General features: G+C 61.0%; 22 protein-coding genes and 1 pseudogene. 4 read left to right on the forward strand and 19 right to left on the reverse strand.

The window, feature by feature from the left end; all coding sequences use genetic code 11:
* The first annotated feature begins 92 nt into the window (after positions 1 to 92).
* Positions 93 to 1,013, forward strand: coding sequence for a LysR family transcriptional regulator (locus ABTV22_RS28145; RefSeq protein WP_433737601.1), 921 nt, complete (start codon positions 93 to 95; stop codon positions 1,011 to 1,013).
* Positions 1,014 to 1,164: 151 nt separating this feature from the next.
* Here the strand turns inward: ABTV22_RS28145 and trhA are convergent, their stop codons facing one another.
* Positions 1,165 to 1,782: a PAQR family membrane homeostasis protein TrhA gene (gene trhA, locus ABTV22_RS28150; RefSeq protein WP_433737602.1), complete on the reverse strand. Its 618-nt coding sequence runs from the start codon at positions 1,780 to 1,782 to the stop codon at positions 1,165 to 1,167.
* A 220-nt stretch (positions 1,783 to 2,002) separates the two neighbouring features.
* Between trhA and ABTV22_RS28155 the strand changes: the two genes are divergently transcribed.
* Positions 2,003 to 2,944 (forward strand): LysR family transcriptional regulator, encoded by a 942-nt coding sequence (locus ABTV22_RS28155; RefSeq protein ID WP_433737604.1) that lies wholly within the window; start codon positions 2,003 to 2,005, stop codon positions 2,942 to 2,944.
* On the opposite strand, the pseudogene ABTV22_RS28160 reads toward ABTV22_RS28155, so the two are convergent.
* The 18 genes and pseudogenes from ABTV22_RS28160 to pilG all read right to left on the reverse strand — a co-directional run.
* Positions 2,919 to 3,124 (reverse strand): annotated as a pseudogene (locus tag ABTV22_RS28160) (malonate transporter subunit MadM); the annotation flags it as partial. The gene ABTV22_RS28155 and the pseudogene ABTV22_RS28160 overlap by 26 nt on opposite strands.
* A 629-nt stretch (positions 3,125 to 3,753) precedes the next feature.
* Entirely contained in the window at positions 3,754 to 4,518 is a 765-nt protein-coding gene (gene madM, locus ABTV22_RS28165; protein WP_433737606.1) for a malonate transporter subunit MadM, read from the reverse strand.
* 1 nt (position 4,519) lies between these two features.
* A complete protein-coding gene (madL, locus tag ABTV22_RS28170) occupies positions 4,520 to 4,936 on the reverse strand; it encodes a malonate transporter subunit MadL (protein ID WP_433737608.1) in 417 nt (138 codons plus the stop codon).
* Between the two features lie 65 nt (positions 4,937 to 5,001).
* Entirely contained in the window at positions 5,002 to 5,913 is a 912-nt protein-coding gene (mdcH, locus tag ABTV22_RS28175; protein ID WP_433737610.1) for a malonate decarboxylase subunit epsilon, read from the reverse strand.
* Entirely contained in the window at positions 5,910 to 6,521 is a 612-nt protein-coding gene (locus tag ABTV22_RS28180) for a malonate decarboxylase holo-ACP synthase (RefSeq protein ID WP_433741526.1), read from the reverse strand. The genes mdcH and ABTV22_RS28180 overlap by 4 nt, the downstream gene beginning before the upstream one ends.
* 2 nt (positions 6,522 to 6,523) lie before the next feature.
* Complete coding sequence (gene mdcE, locus ABTV22_RS28185) at positions 6,524 to 7,327, reverse strand: biotin-independent malonate decarboxylase subunit gamma (RefSeq protein ID WP_433737611.1); 804 nt, start codon at positions 7,325 to 7,327, stop codon at positions 6,524 to 6,526.
* Positions 7,324 to 8,175 (reverse strand): biotin-independent malonate decarboxylase subunit beta, encoded by an 852-nt coding sequence (locus tag ABTV22_RS28190; protein ID WP_433737612.1) that lies wholly within the window; start codon positions 8,173 to 8,175, stop codon positions 7,324 to 7,326. Before ABTV22_RS28190 ends, mdcE begins: the two co-directional genes overlap by 4 nt.
* Positions 8,168 to 8,467 carry a malonate decarboxylase subunit delta gene (locus ABTV22_RS28195; RefSeq protein WP_077048439.1) on the reverse strand — a complete coding sequence of 100 codons (300 nt, stop codon included), beginning with the start codon at positions 8,465 to 8,467 and terminating at the stop codon, positions 8,168 to 8,170. The genes ABTV22_RS28190 and ABTV22_RS28195 overlap by 8 nt, the downstream gene beginning before the upstream one ends.
* Positions 8,468 to 8,481: 14 nt before the next feature.
* Positions 8,482 to 9,354: a triphosphoribosyl-dephospho-CoA synthase gene (locus ABTV22_RS28200; RefSeq protein WP_433737613.1), complete on the reverse strand. Its 873-nt coding sequence runs from the start codon at positions 9,352 to 9,354 to the stop codon at positions 8,482 to 8,484.
* Positions 9,354 to 11,024, reverse strand: coding sequence for a malonate decarboxylase subunit alpha (gene mdcA, locus ABTV22_RS28205; protein ID WP_433737615.1), 1,671 nt, complete (start codon positions 11,022 to 11,024; stop codon positions 9,354 to 9,356). The genes ABTV22_RS28200 and mdcA overlap by 1 nt, the downstream gene beginning before the upstream one ends.
* Positions 11,025 to 11,268: 244 nt before the next feature.
* Positions 11,269 to 11,694: a hypothetical protein gene (locus tag ABTV22_RS28210; RefSeq protein ID WP_433737616.1), complete on the reverse strand. Its 426-nt coding sequence runs from the start codon at positions 11,692 to 11,694 to the stop codon at positions 11,269 to 11,271.
* Positions 11,657 to 12,286 carry a transcriptional regulator gene (locus ABTV22_RS28215; RefSeq protein WP_433737617.1) on the reverse strand — a complete coding sequence of 210 codons (630 nt, stop codon included), beginning with the start codon at positions 12,284 to 12,286 and terminating at the stop codon, positions 11,657 to 11,659. Before ABTV22_RS28215 ends, ABTV22_RS28210 begins: the two co-directional genes overlap by 38 nt.
* 202 nt (positions 12,287 to 12,488) lie before the next feature.
* Entirely contained in the window at positions 12,489 to 12,956 is a 468-nt protein-coding gene (locus ABTV22_RS28220; RefSeq protein WP_433737618.1) for a chemotaxis protein CheW, read from the reverse strand.
* Positions 12,949 to 19,002, reverse strand: a complete 6,054-nt coding sequence (locus ABTV22_RS28225; protein ID WP_433737619.1) for an Hpt domain-containing protein — start codon at positions 19,000 to 19,002, stop codon at positions 12,949 to 12,951. The genes ABTV22_RS28220 and ABTV22_RS28225 overlap by 8 nt, the downstream gene beginning before the upstream one ends.
* Positions 19,003 to 19,065: 63 nt before the next feature.
* Positions 19,066 to 21,126, reverse strand: coding sequence for a methyl-accepting chemotaxis protein (locus tag ABTV22_RS28230; protein WP_433737620.1), 2,061 nt, complete (start codon positions 21,124 to 21,126; stop codon positions 19,066 to 19,068).
* 132 nt (positions 21,127 to 21,258) lie between these two features.
* Positions 21,259 to 21,807 (reverse strand): chemotaxis protein CheW, encoded by a 549-nt coding sequence (locus tag ABTV22_RS28235; protein WP_433737622.1) that lies wholly within the window; start codon positions 21,805 to 21,807, stop codon positions 21,259 to 21,261.
* A gap of 10 nt (positions 21,808 to 21,817) precedes the next feature.
* Positions 21,818 to 22,183 (reverse strand): twitching motility response regulator PilH, encoded by a 366-nt coding sequence (pilH, locus tag ABTV22_RS28240; protein WP_150773652.1) that lies wholly within the window; start codon positions 22,181 to 22,183, stop codon positions 21,818 to 21,820.
* A 57-nt stretch (positions 22,184 to 22,240) separates the two neighbouring features.
* Entirely contained in the window at positions 22,241 to 22,645 is a 405-nt protein-coding gene (gene pilG, locus ABTV22_RS28245; protein ID WP_008152601.1) for a twitching motility response regulator PilG, read from the reverse strand.
* A gap of 351 nt (positions 22,646 to 22,996) precedes the next feature.
* On the opposite strand from pilG, the gene gshB reads away from it, so the two are divergent.
* Both gshB and ABTV22_RS28255 read left to right on the forward strand, forming a co-directional pair.
* Positions 22,997 to 23,956 carry a glutathione synthase gene (gene gshB / locus ABTV22_RS28250; RefSeq protein ID WP_433737623.1) on the forward strand — a complete coding sequence of 320 codons (960 nt, stop codon included), beginning with the start codon at positions 22,997 to 22,999 and terminating at the stop codon, positions 23,954 to 23,956.
* A gap of 98 nt (positions 23,957 to 24,054) precedes the next feature.
* Positions 24,055 to 24,954, forward strand: a complete 900-nt coding sequence (locus ABTV22_RS28255) for a TonB family protein (protein ID WP_433737624.1) — start codon at positions 24,055 to 24,057, stop codon at positions 24,952 to 24,954.
* Positions 24,955 to 25,012 lie beyond the last annotated feature (58 nt).

Here is a 25,012-nt window from a genome sequence, read left to right on the forward strand (position 1 = left end):
TTGTGAAGACAGGGCCGAGGTTAGAGCCAGGTGACAGGCGGCGAACAATGAATAAAGATGCCTGACCCATAAACAAAGGTTATGGACTTGCCATGCGTCTTCGTCACATCGAAATTTTCCAGGCCATCCGCCAGACCGGTTCGATCAGCGCGGCCGCACAATTGCTGCACGTCTCGCAACCGGCAGTGACCAAGGTGTTGCAGCATGCCGAGCAGCAGTTGGGGTTTCCTTTGTTCCTGCGGGTGCGCGGCAAGTTGCAGGCGACCCCGGAAGCCCTGGAGCTTGAACGCGAAGTGGACAAGGTCAGCGAGAGCCTGCAAGGCGTGCGACGCCTGGCCCAGAGCCTGCGTCGCCAGCCGGGCCATAGCCTGCGCATCGGCGCCACCCCGGCGCTGGCCCTGTCATTGCTGCCGCCGGCCATTCACGAATGGACCGCACGTTACCCGGATATCGCCTGCGAACTGTCCAGCGCCCATAGCCGTGAACTGGTGCAGAACCTGCTGATGCGCGAAGTGGATGTCGCCCTGACCCTGCAACGGCCGGATCATCCGGGGCTGAAGGCTCAGGCCTTGGCGTCTGGCGTGTTGGTGGCGCTGGCGCCGAAAGGTTTCTGGCCGGACGCGGATGCCGGTCAACCGCTGCCGTTGATGGCCCTGGCCGGCGCCCCCCTGATTGGCTTGTCCAGCGCCGACCCCTTGGCCGCGCGACTGGACAGCTACCTCGAAGCGGTCGAGCCGCCACCCCGGGTGCGCATCGCCGTGCAGACTTATTCACTGGCCCGGGCGATGGTGGAATCGGGTGCGGGGTTGGCGGTGATCGATCCGTTCACCGCACTCGGCGCCTCCCCGGCCGCAACGACGATCCGCCCGTTGGCACCGCCGCTGCCCATCACACTGTACGCGGTGACACGCGCCGCCGAACCACCGCCACACACGCTGAACGACCTGCTACAGATCTTCAGCCGCAGGGCTCAGGAACAACTGGATCGCCTGATCCCATCCGCCAACCCGTAGGAGCGAGCGATGCGGCGACCCGACTTGCCCGCGAAGGGGCCCTCAAGGTCGCCAAAAGCTTCGCGGGCAAGCCTCGCTCCTACGGGTTGTGTTGTGTTGTGGTGTTGTGGTGGTGTGGTGGTGTGGTGGTGTGGTGGTATGGCGTTCGCGATTAAAGGACATAAAACCAGATCGCCACAAAGTGAAACAAACTCCCGGCAATCACGAACAAATGCCAGATCCCGTGGGCATGACGCAAACGGTCGTCGAGGGCAAAAAAGATGATGCCCACGGTGTACAACACGCCACCCAACGCCAACCAGGTAAAACCGGCACCGCCCAGTGCCGCGAGCAACGGCTTGACTGCCACCAGCACGATCCAGCCCATCACCGCATAAATCACGATCGACAGAACCCGCGCTTCCGAGCGCGGTTTGATCTCTTGCAGGATGCCGACCAGCGCCAGCCCCCAGACGATCCCGAACAACGTCCAGCCCCATGGCCCGCGCAGGGTCACCAGACAAAACGGCGTGTAACTGCCGGCGATCAACAGGTAGATCGAGAAGTGATCGATTTTCTGCATGATCGCTTTCTTGCGTCCGCGCACGCTGTGGTACACGGTCGATGCGCTGTACAACACCAGCAAGGTAAAGGCATAGATCGCCATGCTGACAATTTTCCACGGACTGCCATCCAGGCTGGCCATCACGATCAGCCACACCCCGCCAACAAACGCAGCCACCGCCCCGACCAGATGCGTCCAGGCGTTCAGTTTTTCCCCGTGATACATCGGTTGCCTACCCCTCGAAATCGCAAGGCTCAGACCTCAAGCCTAAAAGCGCAATGTTTCATGTTCAACGCTCCCCCTGTAGGAGCTGAGCTTGCTCGCGATGGCGGTGTGTCAGACAACTCAATATTGGCAGACACACCGCCATCGCGAGCAAGCTCAGCTCCTACAAAGGTCCGTGTTTAACGGGCACAATCGAGTCATTCCAAAAAGAGTCCGCCCCATGCTGATCGATGAAGAATTGACCCTGAAAAAGCTCGAGGTGTTCCTGGCCTTTATGCGCACCGGCAACCTGGCCCGGGCGGCCGCCGAGCTGCAGACCAGCAACGTCAGCGTGCATCGGGCGATCCACTCCCTGGAAAGCGCCCTGCGCTGTCCGCTATTCAAGCACGAAGGCCGCAACCTGACGCCGCTGGAAAGCGCTTATGTGCTGGAAGAGCGAGCACAGAAGCTGATTCAGGACGTGGTCGAAAGCGTGCGCCTGACCCGCGAGGCCGCCGGATTCTCCGCTGAGCGCTTCAAGCTGGGCTCGCTGTATTCGCTGACGGTGAAGACCGTGCCGCAACTGATCATGGGCCTGAAAATCCGTCGTAGCGAACTCAACATCGACCTGATCCTGGGCTCGAACTTCGACCTGCTGTACAAGCTCAAGAACATGGAAGTCGACGCGATCCTGGTGTCTCTGGACGACAGCATCAACGACCCGGACCTGGAGCACATTCCGCTGTTCTCCGACGATATATTCCTGGCCACGCCAGCCGATTCGAAGTTTGCTCAACGCAGTGAAGTGGATCTGGCGGAAGTGCGCGACGAAACCTTCATCACCCTGACCCAGGGCTTCGCCACCCATCAGGACGGCAATCGGGTATTCAACCAGGCGGGCTTCGAGCCAAAGGTGGCGATGCAGGTCAACGACATCTTCACCCTGCTGAGCATGGTCAGCTCGGGGGTGGGTTATGCGTTGCTGCCGGGGAGGATTGCGGCGGTGTACGAGAACAGGGTGAAGCTGATCCCATTGCAAGAAAAGTATCGGTTGCAGCAGCACATTGGCGTGGTGTTTCTGAAGGCCAAGGAGAGGGACCCGAATTTGCTGGCGTTGCTGGCGATGTCGTCCGAACATTCAACGATGATCCATCGGCTTAACCAACAATCCCGCGAACAATGAAGTACAGCACCGACGGCCCCAACAGGCAGCCAAGCCCGGTATGGAAGGTCGCGGTCAACGCGCCGTAAGGCACCAGCCGCCGATCCGTCGCCGCCAACCCCGCGGTCACCCCGCTGACCGTCCCGGCCAGTCCGCCAACACCATCGCCGAACGCAGGTTATCCAGATCCATCCAGAGCGCCAATCACAAGCAGGTCGCCCAAGACTCGAACTCCATAATATGAAGCATTGCGAGTTGATATAAAGAACTGTCATTTATGACAGGTTTCATCTTGCGGAAATCTTGACACTCTTTTTTAGCCGCTTTTGACTATTGCAAAGTTTGACCAATCAATTGCTATCACCAACTGACTTCAATAAAGAACGAAGGGGATACTAAAATGGCCAGAATCTCAGGAACTGTAACAGGTGTATTGCAATACCCTGACGGTGGATACGGCGGATCAATTAAGGCAGATGGAGTAGCAGTCGTTGATTCAAGTGGGTTTACAAACGCCGACGTTCAATCTGGCGGACCGCTGAAAAACGGGCAAAAGGTAACCTATGAACAGACTGGAACTGCTCCCAACCTATGGGCAAAAAACATTCAGGGAAACTAATGACTTGTGACATGGGCACTACGCCTCGGTGCTGTTTGCAGAGTGTCGGATGCATGCCAATCGTCAGGTTTGAAACCAAGTTGCTTCCTTCGCGGGCAAGCCTCGCTCCTACAGAATTTGCGGATACCCGGAATTTGGGCACAACACATAACACCGTAGGAGCGAGGCTTGCCCGCGAAGGCGTCTGCACAGTCGACATCAATCCATCGGCTTAACCAACAATCCCGCGAACAATGAAGTACAACACCGAAGGCCCCAACAGGCAGCCAAGCCCGGTATGGAAGGTCGCGGTCAACGCGCCGTAAGGCACCAGCCGCCGATCCGTCGCCGCCAACCCTGCCGTCACACCACTGACAGTCCCGGCCAGCCCACCAAACACCATCGCCGAACGCGGGTTATCCAGACCCATCCAGCGCGCCGCTACCGGCGTGCCGACCATCACCAGAATCGCCTTGATCAGCCCGGTGGCAATCGACAGCGCCATCACATCCGAGCTCGCGCCAATCGCCGCACCGGTGACCGGGCCCACGATATAAGTCACCGCGCCCGCGCCGATGGTGGTCATGCTGATCGCATCGCGATAACCAAACGCCCAGGCCATGCACGCGCCGACAATGAACGGCAGCACCGTGCCCAGCAGCAGCGCGATCACGCCGATCAACCCGGCCTTCTTCGCTTCGGTCGCCTGTACTTCGAACGCCGTGGCGACGATGGCGAAGTCCCGCAGCATGGCGCCACCCATCAGACCGATGCCGGAGAACAGCGTCAGGTCTGCCAGGCCTTTTTGCCCGCCAGTCAGGGTGCCGCCGACCCAGGCCAGGACCAGGCCGATGACGATGGCAATGGCCGAGCCGTGAATCCGTCCGAAGGTCAGACGCTTCGACAGCACCACTGACACCCACATGATCACGCCGACGAAGGCGAACGCCGTGACCAGGCCGTTATGTTCCAAACCATTCTCGATGAGAGCCCACATATCAGCGACCTCCTACCGGTGTGCCAGCGGGAGAAATTTCCGCCGGTTCATCGGGCAAGGGTTCGCCTTTGTGGGTCCGGCTGATCAAGGCAATGGTGCAGCCGCACACCACCACTGAACCGATCGCCGCCAGCACCGCCACCGGGCCGCCGTGCAGTGCCGTGACCACGTTCTGTTGCGCCGCCATCGCCACCACCACCGGGATGTACATGGCGCCCCAGAAGCCGACGCCCAACTCGCAATCCTTGGTCATGCCGCCGCGTTTTTGCATCCACAGCCGCGCGCAGATCAACAGGATCATCGCGATCCCGACCCCGCCGACGTTGGATTTCACGCCCAGCAACACGCCCAGCATGTCGCCCATGATCACTCCCGCCAACGTACAAATCGCCAGCAGCGCCACACCGTAAATAATCATTGTTGTCGTCCTCAAAGTGCATCGTCGAATGTTGTTTTTGTTGTTCGAAGCCTCAGGTCGCAGGTCTAGGAGTGGCGGCTTCCCTCCTCACGCAACAGGGCCTGCAGGGTATCGAGCCGGGCACCGTCGAAAGCCATTACGGTACCTTGCTCGAACACCCGGCGCGCCAGCCCGGTCAGCACCGCACCGGGCGGCAGTTCGATCTGTAGACGTACGCCACGCTCATAAGCACTTTGTACGGTGCCGCGCCAATCCACCACGCGGCACATGTTGAAAGCCAGGTCATCGCGCAAGGCTTCGGTGTTGATGATCGGCCGTGCGCGACTGCCACTCAGGTAGCCGATTTTCGGGGTGTGCAGCTTAACGCTGGCGAACGCTTCGGCCAGGGTTTTCGCGGGAGACTCCAGCAGCGGACAGTGCGATGGAACGCTGACTGCCAGACGCTTGGCCAAACCCGCACCCTGCTCTTTCGCCAACAAGGCCACCGCTTGCATCGCGCCGTCGCTGCCGGCAATCACCACCTGGTTATCGGCATTGATGTTGGCCAGGTAAACCGGTGTATCGGCGCTGTGCACCTGCGCCAACAAACCTTCCACGGTCGCCAGGTCCAGACCGATGATCGCGGTCATGCCAAAGCCCTGTGGATAAGCCTGCTGCATCAGCTCGCCACGCAGACTGACCAGTTGCAGTGCATCGCTGAAACCCAGGGCGCCGGCTACCACTGCCGCCGGGTACGCACCGATGGACAACCCGGCGACGTAATCCGAAGGCATCGTCAGCTGCCGCGCAGCCGCCACACCGGCGATCAATAGACAAAGCTGCACCGCTCTGGTCGATTGCAATGCCTGGGCAGAATCCAGCCGCGAGACATCCTCACCGAGCACGTCACTGGCCTCGCTCAGGATTTCCCGAGAGACACGCTCGAGCATGCCCGGCTGCTGCGCGCCCTGGCCCGGAAACACCAACAAGCTGCTCACGCTGCTTGCTCCTGCGGGTTCCATGGATCGAGTACCAAGCAGGCTTCACGGGCGTTCTTCAGCAAAACGCGATTCGAAGAACCCGCCCACTCGCGCAAGGCCACGGCGCCGAACGGAGTTTGCACTTGCATGTCCACCACGCACACCGCCGCATCGAGCCGTGCCACCAGCACCTGTGCCTGAGCACGGTTGATTGGCTGTGGCGCACGCAAGATCAAATCCAGATCGCTGCCTTCGTGGAGCGCTTCAAATCCACTGGCCAACTCAAACCCGGCACTGCCGCTGACACCCCATGTCCAACCGCAATCATCGAGCATCGGGCGCAGTTGCGTGAGCGCCCGAACCGCCGGCAAATCCCGGTCGATATCAACATGGCAGAGCTGCTCCGGGCACACCCGACGGGAAACGGACGAGATCGCCATCGACGCTGCAAAACGCTGCTCACGCAAACGTCCACGTACGCCGACCGCCACCTGCCCCGCTACCGAAACCGCACGACGCACCACCACCGGTTGCCCGGCGCAGATCGATTCGACCGCCCACGCCGGTGCATCCGCTGGCAACTGCTCCGGGGTCATGCCCCAGAGCAGGTCGTGGGCCATGAGCATGCTCACCACTGCTCTCTCAACAGTTGGCGGACATGGCTCGACGCCGCACGGTTACTGGCGCCCAGACGACTGCTCAAGTCACGACCTTTCTCGGCGACATCGCCAATCGCCTGAGCCAGGCATTGCGTCACACGCCCCAGATCGGCGGCGGTCGGCGTTTCGATCTGTTCCACCGACAGGGTTTCCCAGAGCAAGCCAAGGCTGGCATAGCTGTCGATGTCATAGGCCATCGGCGGCACGCTGGCGGCGAGGGTTTCCAGCTCTTCGACACTGCGTAACGTCACCCGCGCCGCCGATGCCTTGCCCATGGCATGCACCATCACCCCCGGATCACGCAGGGCGATCAAGCGGTTGGCCTGATAGCCATGAGCGAGAAACGCCCCGGACATGGCCTTGCCCACCAACAAACTGATTACCGCATGCCCGGCCAGACGCGCACGGGCATAGCTGTCTGCCGCTGCCGCCAGCGCCTGATGAATACCGAGCGCTTCTTCGCGACGGCCATAGGCCTGGCTCGGTACGTCGACGATGGCGATCAGTGCACGCTTTTGTGATTTACCTTGATCGGCCACGATGACTTCATCCACCGCCTTGGCCAGGCCCCAGCCTTCAAGCAGGCCGACCTCGCCATTGCGAGCGCGGGCGAAGCGGTTATCCGGATCGGCCACCACGGCGATAAAGCGCACCGCCTGATCGCCCAGGAATCCATCGGCCACTTTCAACGAAGCCGGCAAACCACCCACCCGTTTGGCATCGGCAGCCAGCGCGTTGAACCAGTGCAGGCCCCGAAGGGAATACGAACTCATGAGCGCGCTCCTTGATACAGGTCGCGAACCGTGGCCGGTTCGATTTGCGGTTCGGCGTCCAGTTGCGCCAGCCGTTGCAAGTACAGATCGGCCTGAGTGCTGCGTTGCTGCGTCGGCAAACCTTGATTGAGCAATTCGCGGACCTGCTGACGGATCTGCGCCGCGTCATCTTCGACGTAGCGATCCACCAGCCCCGTAGCGAAACGTTGCTCGCCACCGGTCAGGCTCCAGATGAAGGGCCGGTCGCGGGAGTCGTATTCGTCGAGCCCGGCTTCCTGCTCAATTACCTGCGGCCCGTTCAGGCCGAGGCGCGCCTCTTGAGTGACCACCAAATAGCTGCACAACCCGGCAGCAATCGACATACCGCCAAAGCAGCCGACACTGCCAGCAATCACACCCACCACCGGTTGGTACTGGCGCAGATCGACAATTGCCGCGTGGATATCGGCAATCGCCGCCAGGCCGAGGTTGGCTTCCTGCAAACGCACGCCACCGGTTTCCAGCAGCAACACGGCGCGGGTCGGGATGCCCTTGCGGTTATCTTCGGCGGCCAGTTCCAGCGCGCCGGCAATTTTCGCCCCACCGACTTCACCGAGGCTGCCACCCTGGAACGCGCCTTCAATCGCGGCGATCACCACAGGCAATCCGTCGAGGCTGCCCTTGGCAATCACCACGCCGTCATCGGCTTGCGGCACCACGCCCTGGCGAACCAGCCACGGCGACATCACGCGCTGGAAGGGGTCGATCAGTTCACGAAAGGTGCCGGTATCCAGCAAGGCTTTCGCCCGCTGCCGGGCACCGAGTTCGACGAAGCTGTGTTTGTTGAGGAGCGCTGCGCTGTCAGTCATGGCCGATCTCCTCGAAACCCTGTTCCAGACGCAGGCGTACTACGCCGGGGGTGGCGCCGAAATCGTGGATATCGATGTCCATCGCCGAGGGCGTCTGGCCGTCGAACATCCGCGCAAAAAGGTGCTGCCAGCGTTGTTCGCTGCCGTTGACCGAGGTCTGCACAGTGATGGTCAGCTTGCCGGGCTGACCCGGCTGGATCAGCACTTCCAGATCGCCTGAGCCGACACAGCCCACCAGCGTGCGTCCCCGTGGTGGCTGCCCGGCGGGGAATTCAAAGGATAAGGTTTCCATCAAAAAGCTTCCCTTTATGAAAGGCTGTGGATAAGGGCGCCCGACCCGATACGGTCGATGAACAGGCAGGCGGCGAGCAGGTCGGCAGCACCACCGGGCGAGGCATTCAATGCGATCAGTTGTTGGTCCAGCTCATGCAGCCGACGACGGCCTGCGAGGCTGGCACTGCCGCCCGCGTCGAGCACCGCTTGGGCGCCGAGTTGCATGGCGTTCAGGCCCTCCTCCCCGGCGCGGTACAGCACGCAGGTGTCGGCCAGGTCGGTCATGATTGCCAGCAGCGCATCGAGCCGGGCGTTCTGTTCGCCATGGCCGGCGACGCGGCTGCGCTGCAGTTGTGGCAGCGCGCGTTGGGTGACGGCTGGGAAACCGAGTTGCGCTTCCTCACGGGCACCACGCGCACCGTAACGCTGAGCCACTTGCGCACCATGACTAAGCGGGCGCGGCGCATGGCGATCATCGAGTAAGGCCAGGCGTGCGGCGCGCAAAGCGATGGAACCGGCGGCGCAGGATTGGGGCTCAAGGGCAACCGCCGTCACCAACAGGCCCAAGGCCCAGATTGCACCTCGGTGGGTGTTCACGCCGTCGGTGGTGGCGAGCATCGCTTGCTCGCCCTCTCGACCGATCAGGCCGATGGCTTCGCGCAGCGGCAGACCGATCTCGCCAATTTCAATCGCCGCTTCGGCCATTTCCTTGAATGCCGGCCACAGGGCCAGCGCCGAGGCGTGCATCAGACCCAAGTGCAGATCGGTGTGGGCGCCACTGCCGCGACGATCGACCAGCGCCGGTTTCGGCGACAGGTCCGCTTCGTCGATCAGCGCGTCCACCGCCAGGTCCGCCAGGCGTTCGGCCAGGCTCAGGGTTTTCGGTTGCAGGTTGAATGCGTGCATTACCAGCTCCTGAATTTAGCGGGCGGGTTGTAGAGGCCACCGGACCACTCCACCAGATCAGCCACGCTTTTCGCGGCGAGCAGTTCGCGGGTGGCATCGGTGCGGCGAATCCCTAAGTCTTCAGGCAAGGCGATCAGGCCTTCGCGGCGCATGCGCGCGGTGTCTTTCGGGTTGTGGCGCAGGCCGATGGCGGTCACCCCCGCGACAGCGGCGATCATCGCCTGGCGCTCTTCCAGCGACCGCGCCTTGTACAAGTAGGCGATGCCTTCTTCGGTCAACAGGTGGGTGACGTCGTCGCCGTAGACCATGATCGGCGCCAACGGCATGCCGCTTTTCTTCGCCACGTCGATGGCATCGAGGGTTTCAACGAAGGTCGGTTTGCCGCCTTCCTGGAAGGTCTCAACCATCTGCACCACAAGCTTTTTGCCGCGCTCGAGCATCGGTTCGGCGACGTCGGTGTGGCGCATGTCGAGCCAGGCCGGTGTGCCATGACGACGACCACGCGGGTCATGGCCCATGTTCGGCGCCCCACCGAAACCGGCCAGGCGCCCGCGGGTCACGGTGGAGGAATGGCCATCGCCATCGACTTGCAAGGTAGCGCCGATGAACAGGTCTACCGCGTATTGCCCGGCCAGCTGGCTGAACATCCGGTTCGAACGCAGGGAGCCGTCGCGCCCGGTGAAGAACACATCGGGACGGGCGGCGATGTAGTTTTCCATCCCCAGCTCGGTGCCGAAGCAGTGCACGCTTTCGACCCAACCGCTTTCAATCGCCGGGATCAGGGTTGGGTGTGGATTGAGGGTCCAGTTGCGGCAGATCTTGCCTTTCAGGCCCAGGGATTCGCCGTAGGTGGGCAGGATCAGTTCGATGGCGGCGGTGTTGAAACCGATGCCATGGTTCAGGGACTGGACGTTGTGTTTTTCGTAGATCCCGCGAATCGCCATCATCGCCATCAGCACGTGCACCGGCTTGATGTGCCGGGGATCGCGGGTGAACAACGGCTCGATATAGAACGGCTTGTCAGCCACCACCACGAAATCGACCCAGGACGCCGGGATATCAACCCGAGGCAGGTCGCTGACATCGTCCACCAACTGGTTGACCTGGACGATGACGATGCCGTCGCTGAAGGCTGCCGGCTCGATCAATGCCGGGGTGTCTTCGGTGCTGGGCCCGGTGTAGATGTTGCCGGCGCGGTCGGCCATGAAGCCGGCCGAGAGCACGACGTTGGGGATCAGGTCCACCACCAGCCGTGCATAGAGTTCGATGTAGGTGTGGATGGCACCGATTTCCAGCAGGCCGTCTTCGAGTAACTGGCTGATGCGCAGGCTTTGGGTGCCGGCAAAAGAGAAATCGAGCTTGCGGGCGATACCGCGTTCGAACAGGTCCAGGTGTTCAGCGCGACCGACGCTGGGCATGATCATGTGCAGGTCGTGCAGCTTGGTTGGATCGGCCTTCACCAGCGAGCGGGAAAGGAAATCCGCCTGCTTCTGGTTGTTGCCTTCGAGCACCACACGGTCGCCGGGCAGGATCAATGCCTCCAGTGCCGCCACGATCTTGTCGGTGGGCAACACCACACCATCGGCAAGGCCCTTGACCAACTCAAGACGCCGCTGCTTCTCGCTGCGCCGCCGCGTCCATCGCGAGTCGGGGGATATTGTTGTTGTCATGACCACTCCACGGGTTCGCTGTCGTGGGGGCCACAGTAGGAGGGTTGGGTGGGGGCATCAATCAAGCGCAGTGATGGATTGTTACGCTCAGGTTAATGATTGCTTGAACTAACGCTATCGCTGGCAAGCCAGCTCCCACAGGGTTTGTGTCGTACACCAAATTTGTGGCAGCCACGGTTACTGTGGGAGCTGGCTTGCCATCGATGGGGCCAGTAAAAACTCCGATACTTTGAGGTATGGAATATCAAAGCTCGGCCATCATTTTCTGAACTTGAATCTGAAGCTGCACAGCGCTTTCCAGCAACTGCGCCAACAACGCCTCATCTTCATCCATATACCCTTCGTACTCCGCCAGGTTTCGCCGCTCGTGGCAGAGGGCGAACAACCGAACCTGAACTTTACCGATATCAGCGGTATGAACCAGACACTGGAACACCAGGTAGCGCTTGTCGGATCGGTAACCGCTCAACCGCAAAGCGGTCAGCGCAATACCATGGGCCGCGTTGTAAGCCAGATCGAATCGACTGGCGAAGGAAAGTGACGGGGTTTGCGCATCCTTCAGGCGATCCGTTGCCGAACGCATCAAGCCCTCGCATTCCTTGCGGTCCGGTGGCTCGGCCTTCAATCCACCACTACGTAACAGGTTCTCCAGGTTCTCGTTGCTGCCCATCCTTGGACTCCAAAGGGTTCTCACCCATCAGGTTGATCTTGTCCTGCTGCACTACCCGCATGACGAAACTGTTCTCGGCCGCCAGTTTTGCGGCCCAGTCTTCAGGGGTGTAGAGGGTCGGATTGATGGCGCGGCCCAGGTGCTCTTCCAGAGGCAGGAGCCGCTCCATCACTTCACTGTAGTGCAGGCCGGAACCGATCAGCATGAGGTCAATGTCACTGGATGCGTTCGCTTGGTCCTTGGCAATCGACCCGTAAACAAAGGCCCAAATCAGCTGTTCGGCGAAGGGTTGCAGTGCGTCGATCAAGGGTTCGGCGATACCGAAGGTCTTGCGGGTGATGCCCAGTAACTCGGCATAGATCGGGCAGTCGGGATTGGCCTGATAGTGGGTCTGATTACCCAATCGGGTCATGGTCAGAACTCCCGCCCGTTGCAGGCGATCCAGTTCGCGCATGAGGCTGCCCTTGCCTACTTGCGCCCAACGGGCGATCTCGTTGGCGTAAAAGCTTTGGTCGGGTTTACCAAACAACAGACCCAGCACTTTTTGCTGGGTGGCGGTGAACAACGCTTCGCTCAGTGACAGTTTATTCACGGCAGTGACCAATAAGTCCCAAAAAGGGAACGATAGGTCCCTTTTTGGGAATGTTCAACAATCCAAGGCTTAGCCGTCAGGTCTGCATTGAATTGAAGGCCGCCTTCGCGGGCAAGCCTCGCTCCTACAGGTTCAGCGTCGTACAGGGCATTCGCTAACGACCGATACCTGTAGGAGCAAGGCTTGCCCGCGATGGGGCCCGTCAGACTAGCGCGGCATTCACCAACAACTCTTCAAGGGCCAGCAAGTCCGGCACCTTCGCCACCTGATCCGCTACCTGCACCGCCGCCTTTTCCAGCGAACACAACGGCACGTCCACATAGCTCAACTGGCTGTCGAGCTTGTACGAGCGCGGAATGCCCTGGACCAGCATCGCAATGAATTTCAGCTCCGGCCGACCGCCCAGTGCATTGAGGATGACGATGCGCGCACGCTCGCCAATGACGATTTTATTGCCGCACGCCGACTCGAAACTGAGCAAGGGAATCTGCCGGTTGCGCCAGGTGACTCGCCCCAGATACCACGGCGGCGTATCGAGATCGAACGCCGCCGGCTGGTAATCGATCAGCTCGGCGACGGCGACGTTGGGCAGGATCAGGTTGCGGTCGGCCAGGGGCAACAGCAACCCGGTGAGGTTGATGCTGCGCGGGTTGAGGGTCCGCTCAAGCATGGACTTTGCTCCATAGGGCAATGCTTTCGAGCAGGACCGATTCCTGATACGGCTTGCCGAGGTAGTCGTTGACGCCGATGGCCATGGCCCGGTCGCGGTGTTTCTGGCCAGTGCGGGAGGTGATCATGATGATGGGCAGGTGCTGTAAACGTTCATCGTTGCGCACTCGGGTCGCCACTTCGAAGCCGTCCATGCGCGGCATTTCGATGTCCAGCAACAGGATGTCCGGCAGGTGCTCTTCGAGCAGCAGCATGGCATCGACGCCGTCCTTGGCCGTCAGCACGTTCATGCCGTGACGCTCGAGCAAACGGCTGGTGACCTTGCGCACCGTGACCGAGTCGTCGACCACCATCACCAGCAACGGTTTCTGCGGCTCAAAGTCGCTGTCGTGATTCGGCGTACGCTGCGGCACATAGGCCTGGCCGCGGATTGACGCCAGCAAATCGAGAATCAGCACCACCCGGCCATCTCCTAGAATCGTCGCGCCGGACACGCCCTGCACCGCCGCAAACTGCGGACCGAGGCTCTTGACCACGATCTCACGGGTGCCGGCCATGGCGTCGACTTGCACGGCGATATGGCGCTCGGCGCATTGCACCAGCAACACCGGCAGCGGCAGGCTCTGGCCCAACAGTTTGGGTCGGGGACTGGTTTTCAGAAGCTCGCCCAGGTAGCACAGCTCATAACGCTGCCCGGCGTATTCATAGGCTGGCGGATCGAGGCGGAAATGTCCTTCCAGCTCGTTGGGCAACACACGAACGATGCCGTCGATGGTGTTCAGCGGGATCGCGTACTGATCCTCCCCGCATTGCACCATCAGCGCCCGGTTGACCGACACGGTGAACGGCAGGCGGATGCGGAAGTGCACGCCCTGCCCCCGCACCGAGTCGATGCTCATGGTGCCACCCAGTTGCCGCACTTCTTCGTGCACCACGTCCATGCCGACGCCGCGCCCCGAGATCTGGGTGATTTTCTCGGCAGTGGAAAACCCCGGCTGCAGGATGAACTGCAACACGTCGCGGTCGCTGATTTCGTTACTCGGATCGAGCAAGCCACGCTTGATTGCCTTGCGCCGCACGGCATCCAGCGGTACACCGGCACCGTCGTCGCGGATGTCGAAAATGATGTCGCCACCTTCGCGCAACAGGTCAAGGGTGATCCGCCCCTGAGCCGGTTTACCCGCCGCGACCCGCGCCTCGGCAGATTCAAGGCCATGATCGACGGCGTTGCGCAGCATGTGTTCCAACGGTGCTGCCATGCGTTCGAGCACGTTGCGATCCATCTCGCCTTCGGCGTTGCCAACAATGAACTCCACGTCTTTACCCAACTCCTCGGACACCTGGCGAACGATACGCTTGAGGCGCGGCAGCATCCGTTCGAACGGCACCATGCGGGTGCGCATCAGGCCTTCCTGCAATTCGGTGTTGATGCGGCCCTGTTGCTGCAACAGGTTTTCCGCGTCTTGGTTGCGTCGGTCCAGGGTTTCCTTGAGGTCGAGCAGGTCGGAGGCGGATTCGAACAAGGCCCGCGACAGTTGCTGCAACTGCGAATGGCGGTCCATTTCCAGCGGATCGAATTCCTCGTAACCCAAGCGCTCGCCATCGACTTGTTGACGGCTGAGAATCCGGCCCTGGGTTTCGGTATCGAGGCGGCGCAATTGGTCGCGCATGCGCTCGATGGTGGTCTCCATCTCGTTCAGGGCAATCTGGGCATCGCTGACCTGCTGTTCGATTCGCCCACGGAAGATCGACGTTTCGCCGGCCAGGTTGACCAGGTCGTCGAGCAGTTCCGCCGAGACCTTGACCATGTCCGCACCGAGATCCGCCGGCTGCAACGGCGTTTCGGTTTTAACCGTGACGGACGGCACAACCGCTGTCGGTATTTCAGGGACTGAGGGATGGCTGAAATTCCTGATCGCATCGAGCAACCGGTCAGCTGGCGGTAGTGGCTCCCCGGCGCGGGCCGCGTCGAGCATCTGCGCCAGCCGGTCATGGCTGCGTTGCAGCAATTCAAACAGCGCACCGGTGGGTTTCAGCAGGCCGGTGGACAAGCCTTCGTAGAGAAATTCCAGTTCATGGGCCAGGTCGCCGATAGGGGTAATTTCCACCATGCGCGCACCGCCCTTGAGGGTGTGCAGGTCGCGCAGCAGGGTTTCCACTTCTTGACGACTCGAAGGCTCGGCCTGCCAACGCACCAGCGCCGCACCAGAGCTCTCGATGATGTCGAAGCCTTCCTCGAGGAAAATATCCAGCAGTTCGTTGTCATGATGGGACGAGTCGTTGCCGGTCGGCGGCTTGGTCGCTTCGGTGTGCCCCGCATGCCCCTGGCGGAATGCCCGAACCGCTTCGATCAGCTCACTCGGGTCGCCCAAGGGACGGTGGTTTTGCAACTGCTCAAGCAACTGCGCCAAACGGTCATGGCTGTGCCGGAGTAATTGCGCCAGCGGTTCACTGTGGCTGTAACGGCGGTCCACCAAGCCTTCGTACAGGCTTTCCAGTTCATGGGCCAAGTCACCCACCGGCTGGACTTCGGCCATCCGCGCACCGCCCCTGAGGGTGTGCAAGTCCCGTTGCAGGGACGATAGCGGTGCCGCGTTTTGCGGCTCGCCCAGCCACCGTTGCAAGGCCTGATCGGCGCTGTCGAGGATGTCCATCGCCTCTTCGAGGAAGATCGAAACGATCTCGTCATCGAGCTCACGATCCCGCTCTTCTGTAGGAGCGAGCATGCTCGCGATGGACTCACCGGCACCGCGTTTATTCAGGGACGGCGCGTCATCGTTGACGTCCATCGCGAGCAGGCTCGCTCCTACAGGGGAGAGAGTGTTTTCAGTTGCCGCGGGAGGAAGGGTGTTTTCGAGTTCCGCGGTGGCATCACCGAGTTCACGGATGCTCAGACTGCGGCTGCCGTCGCTGCGAATCAGCCCCATGGCCGACGGGTCGAGGCCTTGATCGAGCAGGCCACGCAAGGCGCGAACCCGGTCCGGGCGCGGGCTGACTTCCTGGCCCGCGGCCAGTTCGTCGAGCATGTTGATCAGCGCTTCATGGGCACTTTGCGCTTCGTGGAAAAACCCCTCGCTGACGGCCAGGCTGCTTTCTTCCACGGCACCGTAAAGATCAAGCAAGGCTTCGCAAAGTTCGTCCACCGGTTGCAAATCGGCCAGGTGCGCGCCTTCGCCGAGGGTGGTCAATTCGTCCAGCAGCGCACTGAGTTCCTGACGTTCACCGGGGTGTTGCTGCCAGCGCTGCAACAGGCTTTCGGCGTCCAGCAGGATGTCCATGCCCTGGGCCAGGAAGTTGTTGATCAATTGCGGATCACGCTTGATCCGCACGCCGCTGCTCGGCGCATTCAAAAGGCTTTGCAGCCGCTCGGCCAGCAACGCCTGGGCCCGTTCGACCCGTGAGCGGGCGCCAGGGATTTCGCCTAGCGGATCGGTCCTGAGCTGACGCAAGCCAAGACGGAACAAACCCTCGGCTTCCAGCAGCAATTCGACCTCGTCCAGGTCCAGGGCGATCTGGTGCGCTTTGTATTCCCGGGCCAATTGATCCAGCGGAGTGGCCAGCTCGACGATCGGCAAAACCCCGGCCATCGAAGCGCTGCCCTTGAGGGTGTGCAAGGCGCGCAGCAATTCGTCACTGGCTTGCAACGGCACGTGTTCGGCGGCCTGTTCGAGGAAGCGGTTGAGGCTGTCCAGATGGGTTTGCGCTTCTTTGCGGAAGATCTCCAGCAACAGAGGATCGAGTGCCGCGACGTCCCGAGTGTCCTCGTCGGATAACGGCTCATCCCCCTTGGCCAGGGCATGGGCACGGGCGGCCAGCAGATCGACATCGTGACGCTGGCGCTGGGCGTTGGCGGCATATTCGGCCACCAGTTCGGGCAGCAACTGCAGAACATCGCCGATCAGTTGCTGCACCGTGGCGCCCGGTTCGACGCTGTTTTCAAGGACGCGATTGAGCAGGTTTTCCACCGCCCAGGCTAATTCGCCCAGGACCAGCGCGCGGACCATCCGGCCACTGCCCTTGAGGGTATGGAAGGCGCGGCGCAGCTCACTCAACGCGGAGCGGTTGTCGGGATTGATCGACCAGCGCGGCAAGTATTCGCGGAGGATTTCCAGCACCTCGTCGGCTTCTTCAAGGAACACTTCGCGCAGTTCATCGTCCACCGGTTCTTCACCGGCGGGCGGCGGCAACAGGCTTCCCGGTGTGGTCTGGGCCGGTGGATTGAGCGCGGACACGGGACTGGCCAGCACGTCGGCCAGGGTCTGAGCGACCGCCTGTGCATCCTGCTCCTGCCGTATTTGCAGCAACTGCGCTTCACTGGGGCTCAGCACATCCTCAAGCACCGGCACCTGTTGTTCACTGGGCTGTTTGTTAGGGAAGAAGCCGAGCGAGGCCAGGCTCTTTTGCGCAATGTCGAGCAACTGCTCGCCCGGCGCGTCCGGATCATCGTTGAGGCGCTCAAGGTAATACTCAAGGCTGGCGATGACGTCGGCCAGGCTGTCCAGCTCCTGCCAGCCGGGCTGTCCCGGATCGAGCATCAAGTGTTCGCGGATGAAGTGATTGCAGGTTTCGACCAGACTCGCGGCGCGGCTCAGCGGAATCATCGCCAGCGCACCGCGCACCTGGGTCAGCAAGGCCGGAAGCGGCTGCAAGTGCTGGCGGTCCCAGTCGGCGTCGATGTAGTCGACGATCATGTCCTTGGCCTGTTGCAGGCAGATGCGCGCTTCCTTGATCACGATCTGATGGATCTGCGTCAGGTCAGTGGTCGGCAGACTACCCTCTTCCCGGCTCTCGGGCTCGACGGTGCCCACCATCCCGGACAGGGTCGCTTCGACGTAAAGCAAGGCGCCGGCGACGTCCATGAGAATCGCGTCATCGGGCGCACGATGGCCCTGAGCGAGACTGAGCACTACCGCCAATTGGTCGATGATGACTTTGCGTGGCTGGCCAAACCCCAGTACCGCCAGGGTATCGGCGATTTGCCGCAGAGGCGCGAGCAGGCTTTCGAGGTCCGACACGTGTTGCCGGTCGCTGCGCACGAACAAGTCCAGGCGCTCCTTGACCCGCACCAGCTCTTCGCACAGCGCCGCCAGCACCGAACGCATGGCGTCGCGGTCAGGGCCGGCGAGCCGGGCGCGTTCTTCATCGACCATCGCACTGTCAGGCAGCGCGTCGTCCAGTCCGTAGCGATCTTTCATGGTCAGCATCTGCCCGGTGGGGTGTTCGGCCTTGGCTATGTAGAACAGCAAGCTCTTGAGCAACTCCGGCGGCGCCGGTTGATTGATGGCGCCGATGCCCTGTTCGAGCAGGCGCTTGAGTTCTTTGTCGGCGTCCTTGAACAGGCTACGCAAAGCCGGACTGTTGGCAATCGCCCCGCCACGCATGCCTTCGACCAGCGCCGAAGCGATTTGCCACAAGGGACTCAGGGGTGCGTTGCCGCACAGGCTTTCGAGCCGGGAAAAAACTTTGGCCAAATAGCCGAGATGAGTGTCGTCATCCTGCTCGCGCAGCAAGCCGACCAAGGCCATCTGCAACATCTGCCGCCACTTGCGCAGCACATTCGGCAGATCCGCCGGTGCGAGCAGCGCCAGGGATTCGGCATCCAGTGGCGGCAGGTCAGGCAATTGCGGACTGAACAGACTGGTTTCCGACAACAGGCTTTCGCCACGGGCGCTGCGCAGGTCGTTGATCAGCGGCAGCACCACCAGCGGCAAGTCGCGACGGGCGCCCTGTACCCGGTCAAGGTAGATCGGCAATTGCCCCAGGGCTTGCAGCATCAGGTGCAACGCTTCATCCCGATGGCTGACGCGATTGTCCAGCAAGGCGCCGACCAGTTGCTCCATTTCTTCGGCCAGCAAGGCCGCGCCGTAGAACTCGACCATCTGCAGACTGCCGTGAACCTGATGGATGTACGCCAGGCATTCACTCAGGGCGTGCGTCGCCTGCGGATCATCAAGCTGGGTTTCGATCGCGTGATGAGCCTGCTTCAGCGTTTCGGCAATCTCGCCTTTGACCCATTCGAGGGCCACATAGTCGTGCCGATCACCCATAACCACTCCAGTTTTCGCTTCAGTCACGTTGCATCAGTCAAATTGCATACGCCCGCGGGCGGTTCAAGCGTTGTCCGTCGTCTGGGCCTTGGTGGTCGGCAAGGTGAAACCGGACACCGAGCGCCGCAGCTGGCTGGCCATTTTCGCCAGGTTGCCGATGCTCTCGGCAGTGGCGGTGGAACCGGACGAGGTCTGCGTGGTGATCTGCTGGATCACGTTCATCGTCAGGGAAATCTGGCCGGCAGACGACGTCTGTTGCTGTGCGGCGTTGGAAATGCTCTGGATCAGCGCCGCGAGGGTTTTGGAAACGCCTTCGATTTCTTCCAGGGCCACACCGGCATCCTGCGCCAGACGCGCGCCGCGTACCACTTCGGTGGTGGTCTGCTCCATGGAAATCACCGCTTCGTTGGTGTCGGTCTGGATCGCCCGCACCAGCGTCTCGATCTGCCGCGTGGCGGCCGAAGATCGTTCTGCCAGCCGTTGAACCTCGTCGGCCACCACCGCGAAACCGCGCCCGGCATCACCGGCCATGGAGGCCTGGATCGCCGCGTTGAGGGCAAGGATATTGGTTTGGTCGGCAATATCATCGATCAAGCTGACAATGTCGCCGATTTCCTGGGAGGACTCACCAAGGCGCTTGATCCGCTTGGCGGTGTCCTGAATCTGTTCGCGAATGTTGTCCATGCCGTGGATGGTGTTGTGCACCACTTCGTTGCCCTTGTTGGCGATTTCCACCGAGCGCTCGGCCACTGCGGAGGACTCGGCGGCGTTGGCCGACACCTGGTCGATGGATTCGGCCATGTCGTTGATCGCCGTGGAGGCTTCGGAAATCTGCTGCGCCTGATGTTCCGAGGCCTGCGCCAGGTGCATGGCGGTGGCCTGGGTTTCCTGCACGGCGGCGGCGACTTGTCCGGCGGTCAGGTTGATGGTGGCCACGAGGTCGCGTAGCTGGTCCACGGAATAGTTGATCGAGTCGGCGATGGTGCCGGTGAAGTCTTCGGTCACCGAGGCGGTCACGGTCAGGTCGCCGTCGGCCAAATCTTCGATTTCATCAAGCAAGCGCATGATCGCGTTCTGGTTGCGTTCGTTCTTCTCGGCGGTTTCGCGCAACTGGCGATTGGTTTCGCGCACCATCACCAGTCCGATGAGGATGATCGACGCCAGTGCCGCCAGGCCCAGTACATAGCCGCCGATGGTGTCGGTCTTGCGTCCGCCGACGAGGTTTTCGAAACCGCTGGCCAGGTGCGAGGCTTCCTCGAGCAAGGTTTGCGACAGGCTGAAAATGTTGGTGGCCGACTCCCTGACCTTGAACAGCTCCGGCGAGGTTTCGAGAATTTCATCGACGGACCCGGAGACAAACTCGAACAACTCGGAAATTTCCATCAACCGGGCCCGCGCATCGCGGTCTTCGACCTGGCTGACCCGCAATGCCACATTGCCTTGGAGCATGCCGTTGAGTACCTGCCCGAAGCGCGCCGCGTCTCGGCCAAAGGCATCGGCCGCCTGTTGCGAACTTTCATCGCCGGACAACACCGTGTTCACCGCGCCGAGAATGCGCTCGGCCAGCAGCGATTGCCGCTGAGCCATGACCACCTGGGCAGCCGGAGCACCGCGTTGCAGAAGGATTTCAACCACTTTTTCGTATTCGACCTGCAATTGCGGCACGGTTTCGGCCAGGGTCGCGGCGACCTGGTGCAGCGACAACACGGTCTGCTCGCTGGAGAGAATCGCATCCGTGTTCTTCAACAAACGCTCCCAATCGAGCTGCACGGCGCGCATTTCTGGGCGTACATCGGACGGTGCCGGCGGCAGGCCGGTGGCAGGGTCACCTTTTTTCAGATAACTCCAGCGCTGGGCAAAGTCGTTGCGCGCATCACTGAGCAATTTGAACGCTGCAGCCTTGCCGGCGGCGGCCTCGGTGGCGTTTTTGGCAATGCGCTGGGACAAGACGCGCAGTTCACCGGCGTGGCCGATGTACTGCTTATCGTACGTGGCCTGGGTGTTGAGGTACGCGAAGTTGGCGAACAACAGCATGATGAAGATGATCAGCGCAATGAACAGCGCGATGATCTGCGAACGACTGCGCGACCCTTCCATTGGCTTGCCTGTTTTTGCTTTTGTCATCGGTCTTCGCCTGTACTGCCCATTTCACCGAATTCCATCTGTAGGAGCGAGGCTTGCCCGCGAAGAACGATAACGCGGTATGCCTGCAAGACCGCGTTATCGTTCTTCGCGGGCAAGCCTCGCTCCTACGGGTTATATAGCGATGTTCATAAAACCCTGCGACTGCGCCAGTGCAAACGGACTGAACACCTGCCAGCTTTGCTCGCGCTCGAACCGGCCTTGAATGAACGGCGCCATCGGCCCCTCCAGCATGCCGGCTGGTTGCTGGCTGTCCTGGGCGAAATGCTGGAGGCCGAAGACCTCATCGACCATCAGCCCGGCAAACACTTCCTGATGCTCGACAACCAACACCCGCCGCTGCTTGCGCGGTGCCGAAAGCTCATGCCCAGGCTCTTTACCCGCAAAGAAAGCCCCCAAGTCCATGATCGGCAACAAACGCCCACGCAGGTTGGCCACACCCTTGACCCAGGCTTTCACCCCCGGAACCTGGGTAAAGCGCGGCTCGTGCAGCACTTCACTGACTTCGCTCATCGGCGCGACATACCAGTGTTCGCCCAGGCGAAAGCCAATGCCGCTCCAGTTGTCCTGGCGGATCGGTTGGGACGGCAAGTCCGCCGCCAGCAGGCGGCAGCGTTGGTCGATCTGCAACAGCAGTTCGAAGGCCGTCAGCGACTCGGTCATGACCGCACGATCAACCGTTGAGGACGTTGTTCAGGGTCTTGAGCAGGGTCTCTTCGTCGACCGGTTTGGTCAGGTAGTCCCTGGCCCCCTGGCGCGTGCCCCAGACCTTGTCGGTTTCTTGATCTTTGGTGGTGATGATGATCACCGGGATGTGCCCGGTTTCCGGGTCTTTGGTCAACTGACGGGTCGCCTGGAATCCGTTGAGGCCCGGCATGACGATGTCCATCAGCACCGCATCGGGTTTTTCCAGGCGGGCCAGCGCCACGCCGTCGGCACCGTTTTCGGCTTTCAACACTTCATGACCGTGCTTTTCCAGCATGCCAGTCAGTTTGTACATTTCAGTCGGCGAATCATCGACGATCAGAATACGTGCCATGGTCTTCCCCATTCTTGTCGACGCCAGGCCCGTTGGCCGAGCGTCACTTTAAGTGTCTTACTGCGGCAAAACGGCGGCGAAGCCCGGAACATGGGCCTGGATCGCGTTCAGCAGTTCTTCCTTGCTGAAAGGCTTGGTCAAAAACTGGTCGGAACCGACAATGCGCCCCTTGGCCTTGTCGAACAGCCCGTCCTTGGACGACAGCATAATCACTGGCGTGGACTTGAAGGCACTGTTGTTCTTGATTAAAGCGCAGGTCTGGTAGCCATCCAGACGCGGCATCATGATGTCGACGAAGATGATGCCGGGATGATTGTCGGCAATCTTGGCCAGGGCATCGAAACCGTCGATGGCCGTAATGACCTCACAACCCACGTTCTTGAGCAGCGTTTCGGCGGTGCGGCGAATCGTCTTCGAATCGTCGATCACCATGACCTTCAAGGCGCTGGAATGCTGTTCCATAAATGCTCTGCCGTCGCCTTTGCGAATCAAATTGTCCATTTGCGGTAACCGAAAGGCTCGAAACCCTTGATGTTCAAGGGCCAGCACGATTTGGCAGTCTTTTTAGCACAGTCTCCAACTCCAATCTATCGACCGGCCATGGCGTTGGTTTTTCCTTGACCGGGAACACACTCAGCGCCACTCTGACGCCACTTTTATTGCCTGGTTCTCTGTAGGAACGAGCAGGCTCGCGATGGTCTTCAACGATGACGCAGGCAGGTAGAAAAACCGCGGCGTCCTTAAGTCCATCGCGAGCGTGCTCGCTCCTCCAGGGGGTCAACAAAGCCCCCCCAAATTTCGAGGAAAGACCCCATGAGCGTTCGCGTCGGGATTGTCATGGACCCTATCGCCAGCATCTCCTATAAAAAGGATAGCTCGCTGGCCATGCTGCTGGCCGCGCAGAAGCGTGGCTGGGAACTGTTCTATATGGAACAGCGTGACCTCTACCAGGCCGAAGGCCAGGCCCGGGCGCGGATGCGTCCGCTGAAAGTGTTCGCCAACCCGGAAAAATGGTTCGAACTGGACGCCGAGCAAGACACGCTGCTCAGCGATCTGGATGTGATCCTGATGCGCAAGGATCCACCGTTCGACATGGAATTTGTGTATTCCACCTATTTGCTCGAACAAGCCGAAAGCGCTGGCGTGCTGGTGGTCAACAAGCCGCAGAGCCTGCGCGACTGCAACGAAAAACTGTTCGCCACGCTGTTCCCGCAGTGCACGCCACCGACAGTGGTCAGCCGCCGCGCCGACGTGCTGCGTGAATTTGCCGCCAAGCACGGCGATGTGATCCTCAAGCCGTTGGACGGTATGGGCGGCACCTCGATTTTCCGTCACCGTGCCGGTGATCCAAACCTGTCGGTCATCCTGGAAACCCTGACTGCCCTTGGCGCCCAGCAGATCATGGGCCAGGCCTACCTGCCCGCGATCAAGGATGGCGACAAGCGCATCCTGATGATCGACGGCGAGCCTGTGGATTACTGCCTGGCGCGCATTCCGGCCGCAGGCGAAACCCGTGGCAACCTCGCCGCCGGTGGCCGTGGCGAAGCGCGTCCGCTGACCGACAAAGACCGTTGGATCGCCGCGCAAGTCGGCCCGACCCTGCGTGAAAAAGGCCTGTTGTTCGTGGGTCTGGACGTGATTGGCGAGCACCTGACCGAAATCAACGTCACCAGCCCGACCTGCATCCGCGAGATCGACAACGCCTTCGGCACCGACATTGGCGGCATGCTCATGGACGCGATCGACAAGAAGTTGCAAGCCAGAAAGGCGTGACAAACAGTTTGTCGCTTACCCGTTGAAGCTTGAAGCTTAAAACCAACATTGCGTTATCATGCCCGGCCTGTGAAAAACGCGATGTTGGTTTTTTTGCCATGACCCTCCCATCCGATCTGCCTGCAGAACTCGCCCAACGTGGCGTGCGCCCGGCCGATCGCCTCGGTTTTACTCTGTTTCTGGCAGCATTGGTGCATCTGGCGCTGCTACTGGGTGTCGGCTTCACGATGGTCGAACCCAAGCAGATCAGCAAAACCCTGGAAATCACCCTCGCCACCTTCAAAAGCGAAAAGAAGCCGGAAAAAGCCGACTTCCTCGCCCAGGAGAATCAGCAAGGCAGCGGCACCCTGGATAAAAAGGCCATCCCCAAGACCACTGAGGTCGTGCCATTCCAGGACAACAAGGTGCAGAAAGTCACGCCACCGCCCGCCGCCAAGCCTGAAGTGCAGGAAACGGCGCCCAAGGCTGCCGTGACCACCGTCGCGCCGAAACCGAAAAAAGCCGCCACCAAGACCGAAGAACCCAAGCCTGTCACCAAGCCAGCGGTGGCCGCACCGACTTTCGACAGCGAACAGCTGTCCAGCGACATCGCCAGCCTGGAAGCGGAACTGGCCAACGAACAACAGTTGTACGCCAAGCGCCCGCGCATCCACCGCCTGAGCGCTGCCTCGACCATGCGCGACAAGGGTGCCTGGTATAAAGACGAATGGCGCAAGAAGGTCGAGCGCATCGGCAACCTCAATTACCCCGACGAAGCCCGACGCAAGCAGATCTACGGAAACCTGCGCCTGATGGTCTCGATTAACCGCGACGGTTCGCTGTATGAAGTGCTGGTACTGGAGTCGTCCGGGCAGCCATTGCTGGACCAGGCGGCCCAACGCATCGTGCGTCTGGCGGCACCGTTTGCGCCATTTACCGGCGACCTGTCGGACATCGACCGGCTGGAGATCATCCGCACCTGGAAGTTTGCCCGCGGGGATCGCCTTTCCAGCAATTGATCCTGTGGGAGCGGGCTTGTGTGGCGAGGGGATTTATCCCCGTTCGGCTGCGAAGCAG

It is taken from the genome of Pseudomonas putida (genome assembly GCF_050990305.1).
GTDB lineage: Bacteria > Pseudomonadota > Gammaproteobacteria > Pseudomonadales > Pseudomonadaceae > Aquipseudomonas > Aquipseudomonas putida_AH.

Excerpts from the sequence above, each read along its gene's own strand:
- ABTV22_RS28220 (WP_433737618.1), bottom strand. The coding sequence starts at position 12,956 with ATGCTTGAGCGGACCCTCAACCCGCGCAGCATCAACCTCACCGGGTTG.
- madM (WP_433737606.1), bottom strand. The coding sequence starts at position 4,518 with ATGTGGGCTCTCATCGAGAATGGTTTGGAACATAACGGCCTGGTCACG.
- ABTV22_RS28225 (WP_433737619.1), bottom strand. The coding sequence starts at position 19,002 with ATGGGTGATCGGCACGACTATGTGGCCCTCGAATGGGTCAAAGGCGAG.
- ABTV22_RS28235 (WP_433737622.1), bottom strand. The coding sequence starts at position 21,807 with ATGACCGAGTCGCTGACGGCCTTCGAACTGCTGTTGCAGATCGACCAA.
- ABTV22_RS28210 (WP_433737616.1), bottom strand. The coding sequence starts at position 11,694 with ATGGGCAGCAACGAGAACCTGGAGAACCTGTTACGTAGTGGTGGATTG.
- ABTV22_RS28255 (WP_433737624.1), top strand. The coding sequence starts at position 24,055 with ATGACCCTCCCATCCGATCTGCCTGCAGAACTCGCCCAACGTGGCGTG.
- ABTV22_RS28180 (WP_433741526.1), bottom strand. The coding sequence starts at position 6,521 with ATGCTCATGGCCCACGACCTGCTCTGGGGCATGACCCCGGAGCAGTTG.
- ABTV22_RS28190 (WP_433737612.1), bottom strand. The coding sequence starts at position 8,175 with ATGACTGACAGCGCAGCGCTCCTCAACAAACACAGCTTCGTCGAACTC.
- trhA (WP_433737602.1), bottom strand. The coding sequence starts at position 1,782 with ATGTATCACGGGGAAAAACTGAACGCCTGGACGCATCTGGTCGGGGCG.
- gshB (WP_433737623.1), top strand. The coding sequence starts at position 22,997 with ATGAGCGTTCGCGTCGGGATTGTCATGGACCCTATCGCCAGCATCTCC.
- pilH (WP_150773652.1), bottom strand. The coding sequence starts at position 22,183 with ATGGCACGTATTCTGATCGTCGATGATTCGCCGACTGAAATGTACAAA.
- ABTV22_RS28230 (WP_433737620.1), bottom strand. The coding sequence starts at position 21,126 with ATGACAAAAGCAAAAACAGGCAAGCCAATGGAAGGGTCGCGCAGTCGT.
- ABTV22_RS28145 (WP_433737601.1), top strand. The coding sequence starts at position 93 with ATGCGTCTTCGTCACATCGAAATTTTCCAGGCCATCCGCCAGACCGGT.
- ABTV22_RS28200 (WP_433737613.1), bottom strand. The coding sequence starts at position 9,354 with ATGCACGCATTCAACCTGCAACCGAAAACCCTGAGCCTGGCCGAACGC.
- ABTV22_RS28155 (WP_433737604.1), top strand. The coding sequence starts at position 2,003 with ATGCTGATCGATGAAGAATTGACCCTGAAAAAGCTCGAGGTGTTCCTG.
- madL (WP_433737608.1), bottom strand. The coding sequence starts at position 4,936 with ATGATTATTTACGGTGTGGCGCTGCTGGCGATTTGTACGTTGGCGGGA.
- ABTV22_RS28195 (WP_077048439.1), bottom strand. The coding sequence starts at position 8,467 with ATGGAAACCTTATCCTTTGAATTCCCCGCCGGGCAGCCACCACGGGGA.
- pilG (WP_008152601.1), bottom strand. The coding sequence starts at position 22,645 with ATGGAACAGCATTCCAGCGCCTTGAAGGTCATGGTGATCGACGATTCG.
- mdcE (WP_433737611.1), bottom strand. The coding sequence starts at position 7,327 with ATGAGTTCGTATTCCCTTCGGGGCCTGCACTGGTTCAACGCGCTGGCT.
- mdcA (WP_433737615.1), bottom strand. The coding sequence starts at position 11,024 with ATGACAACAACAATATCCCCCGACTCGCGATGGACGCGGCGGCGCAGC.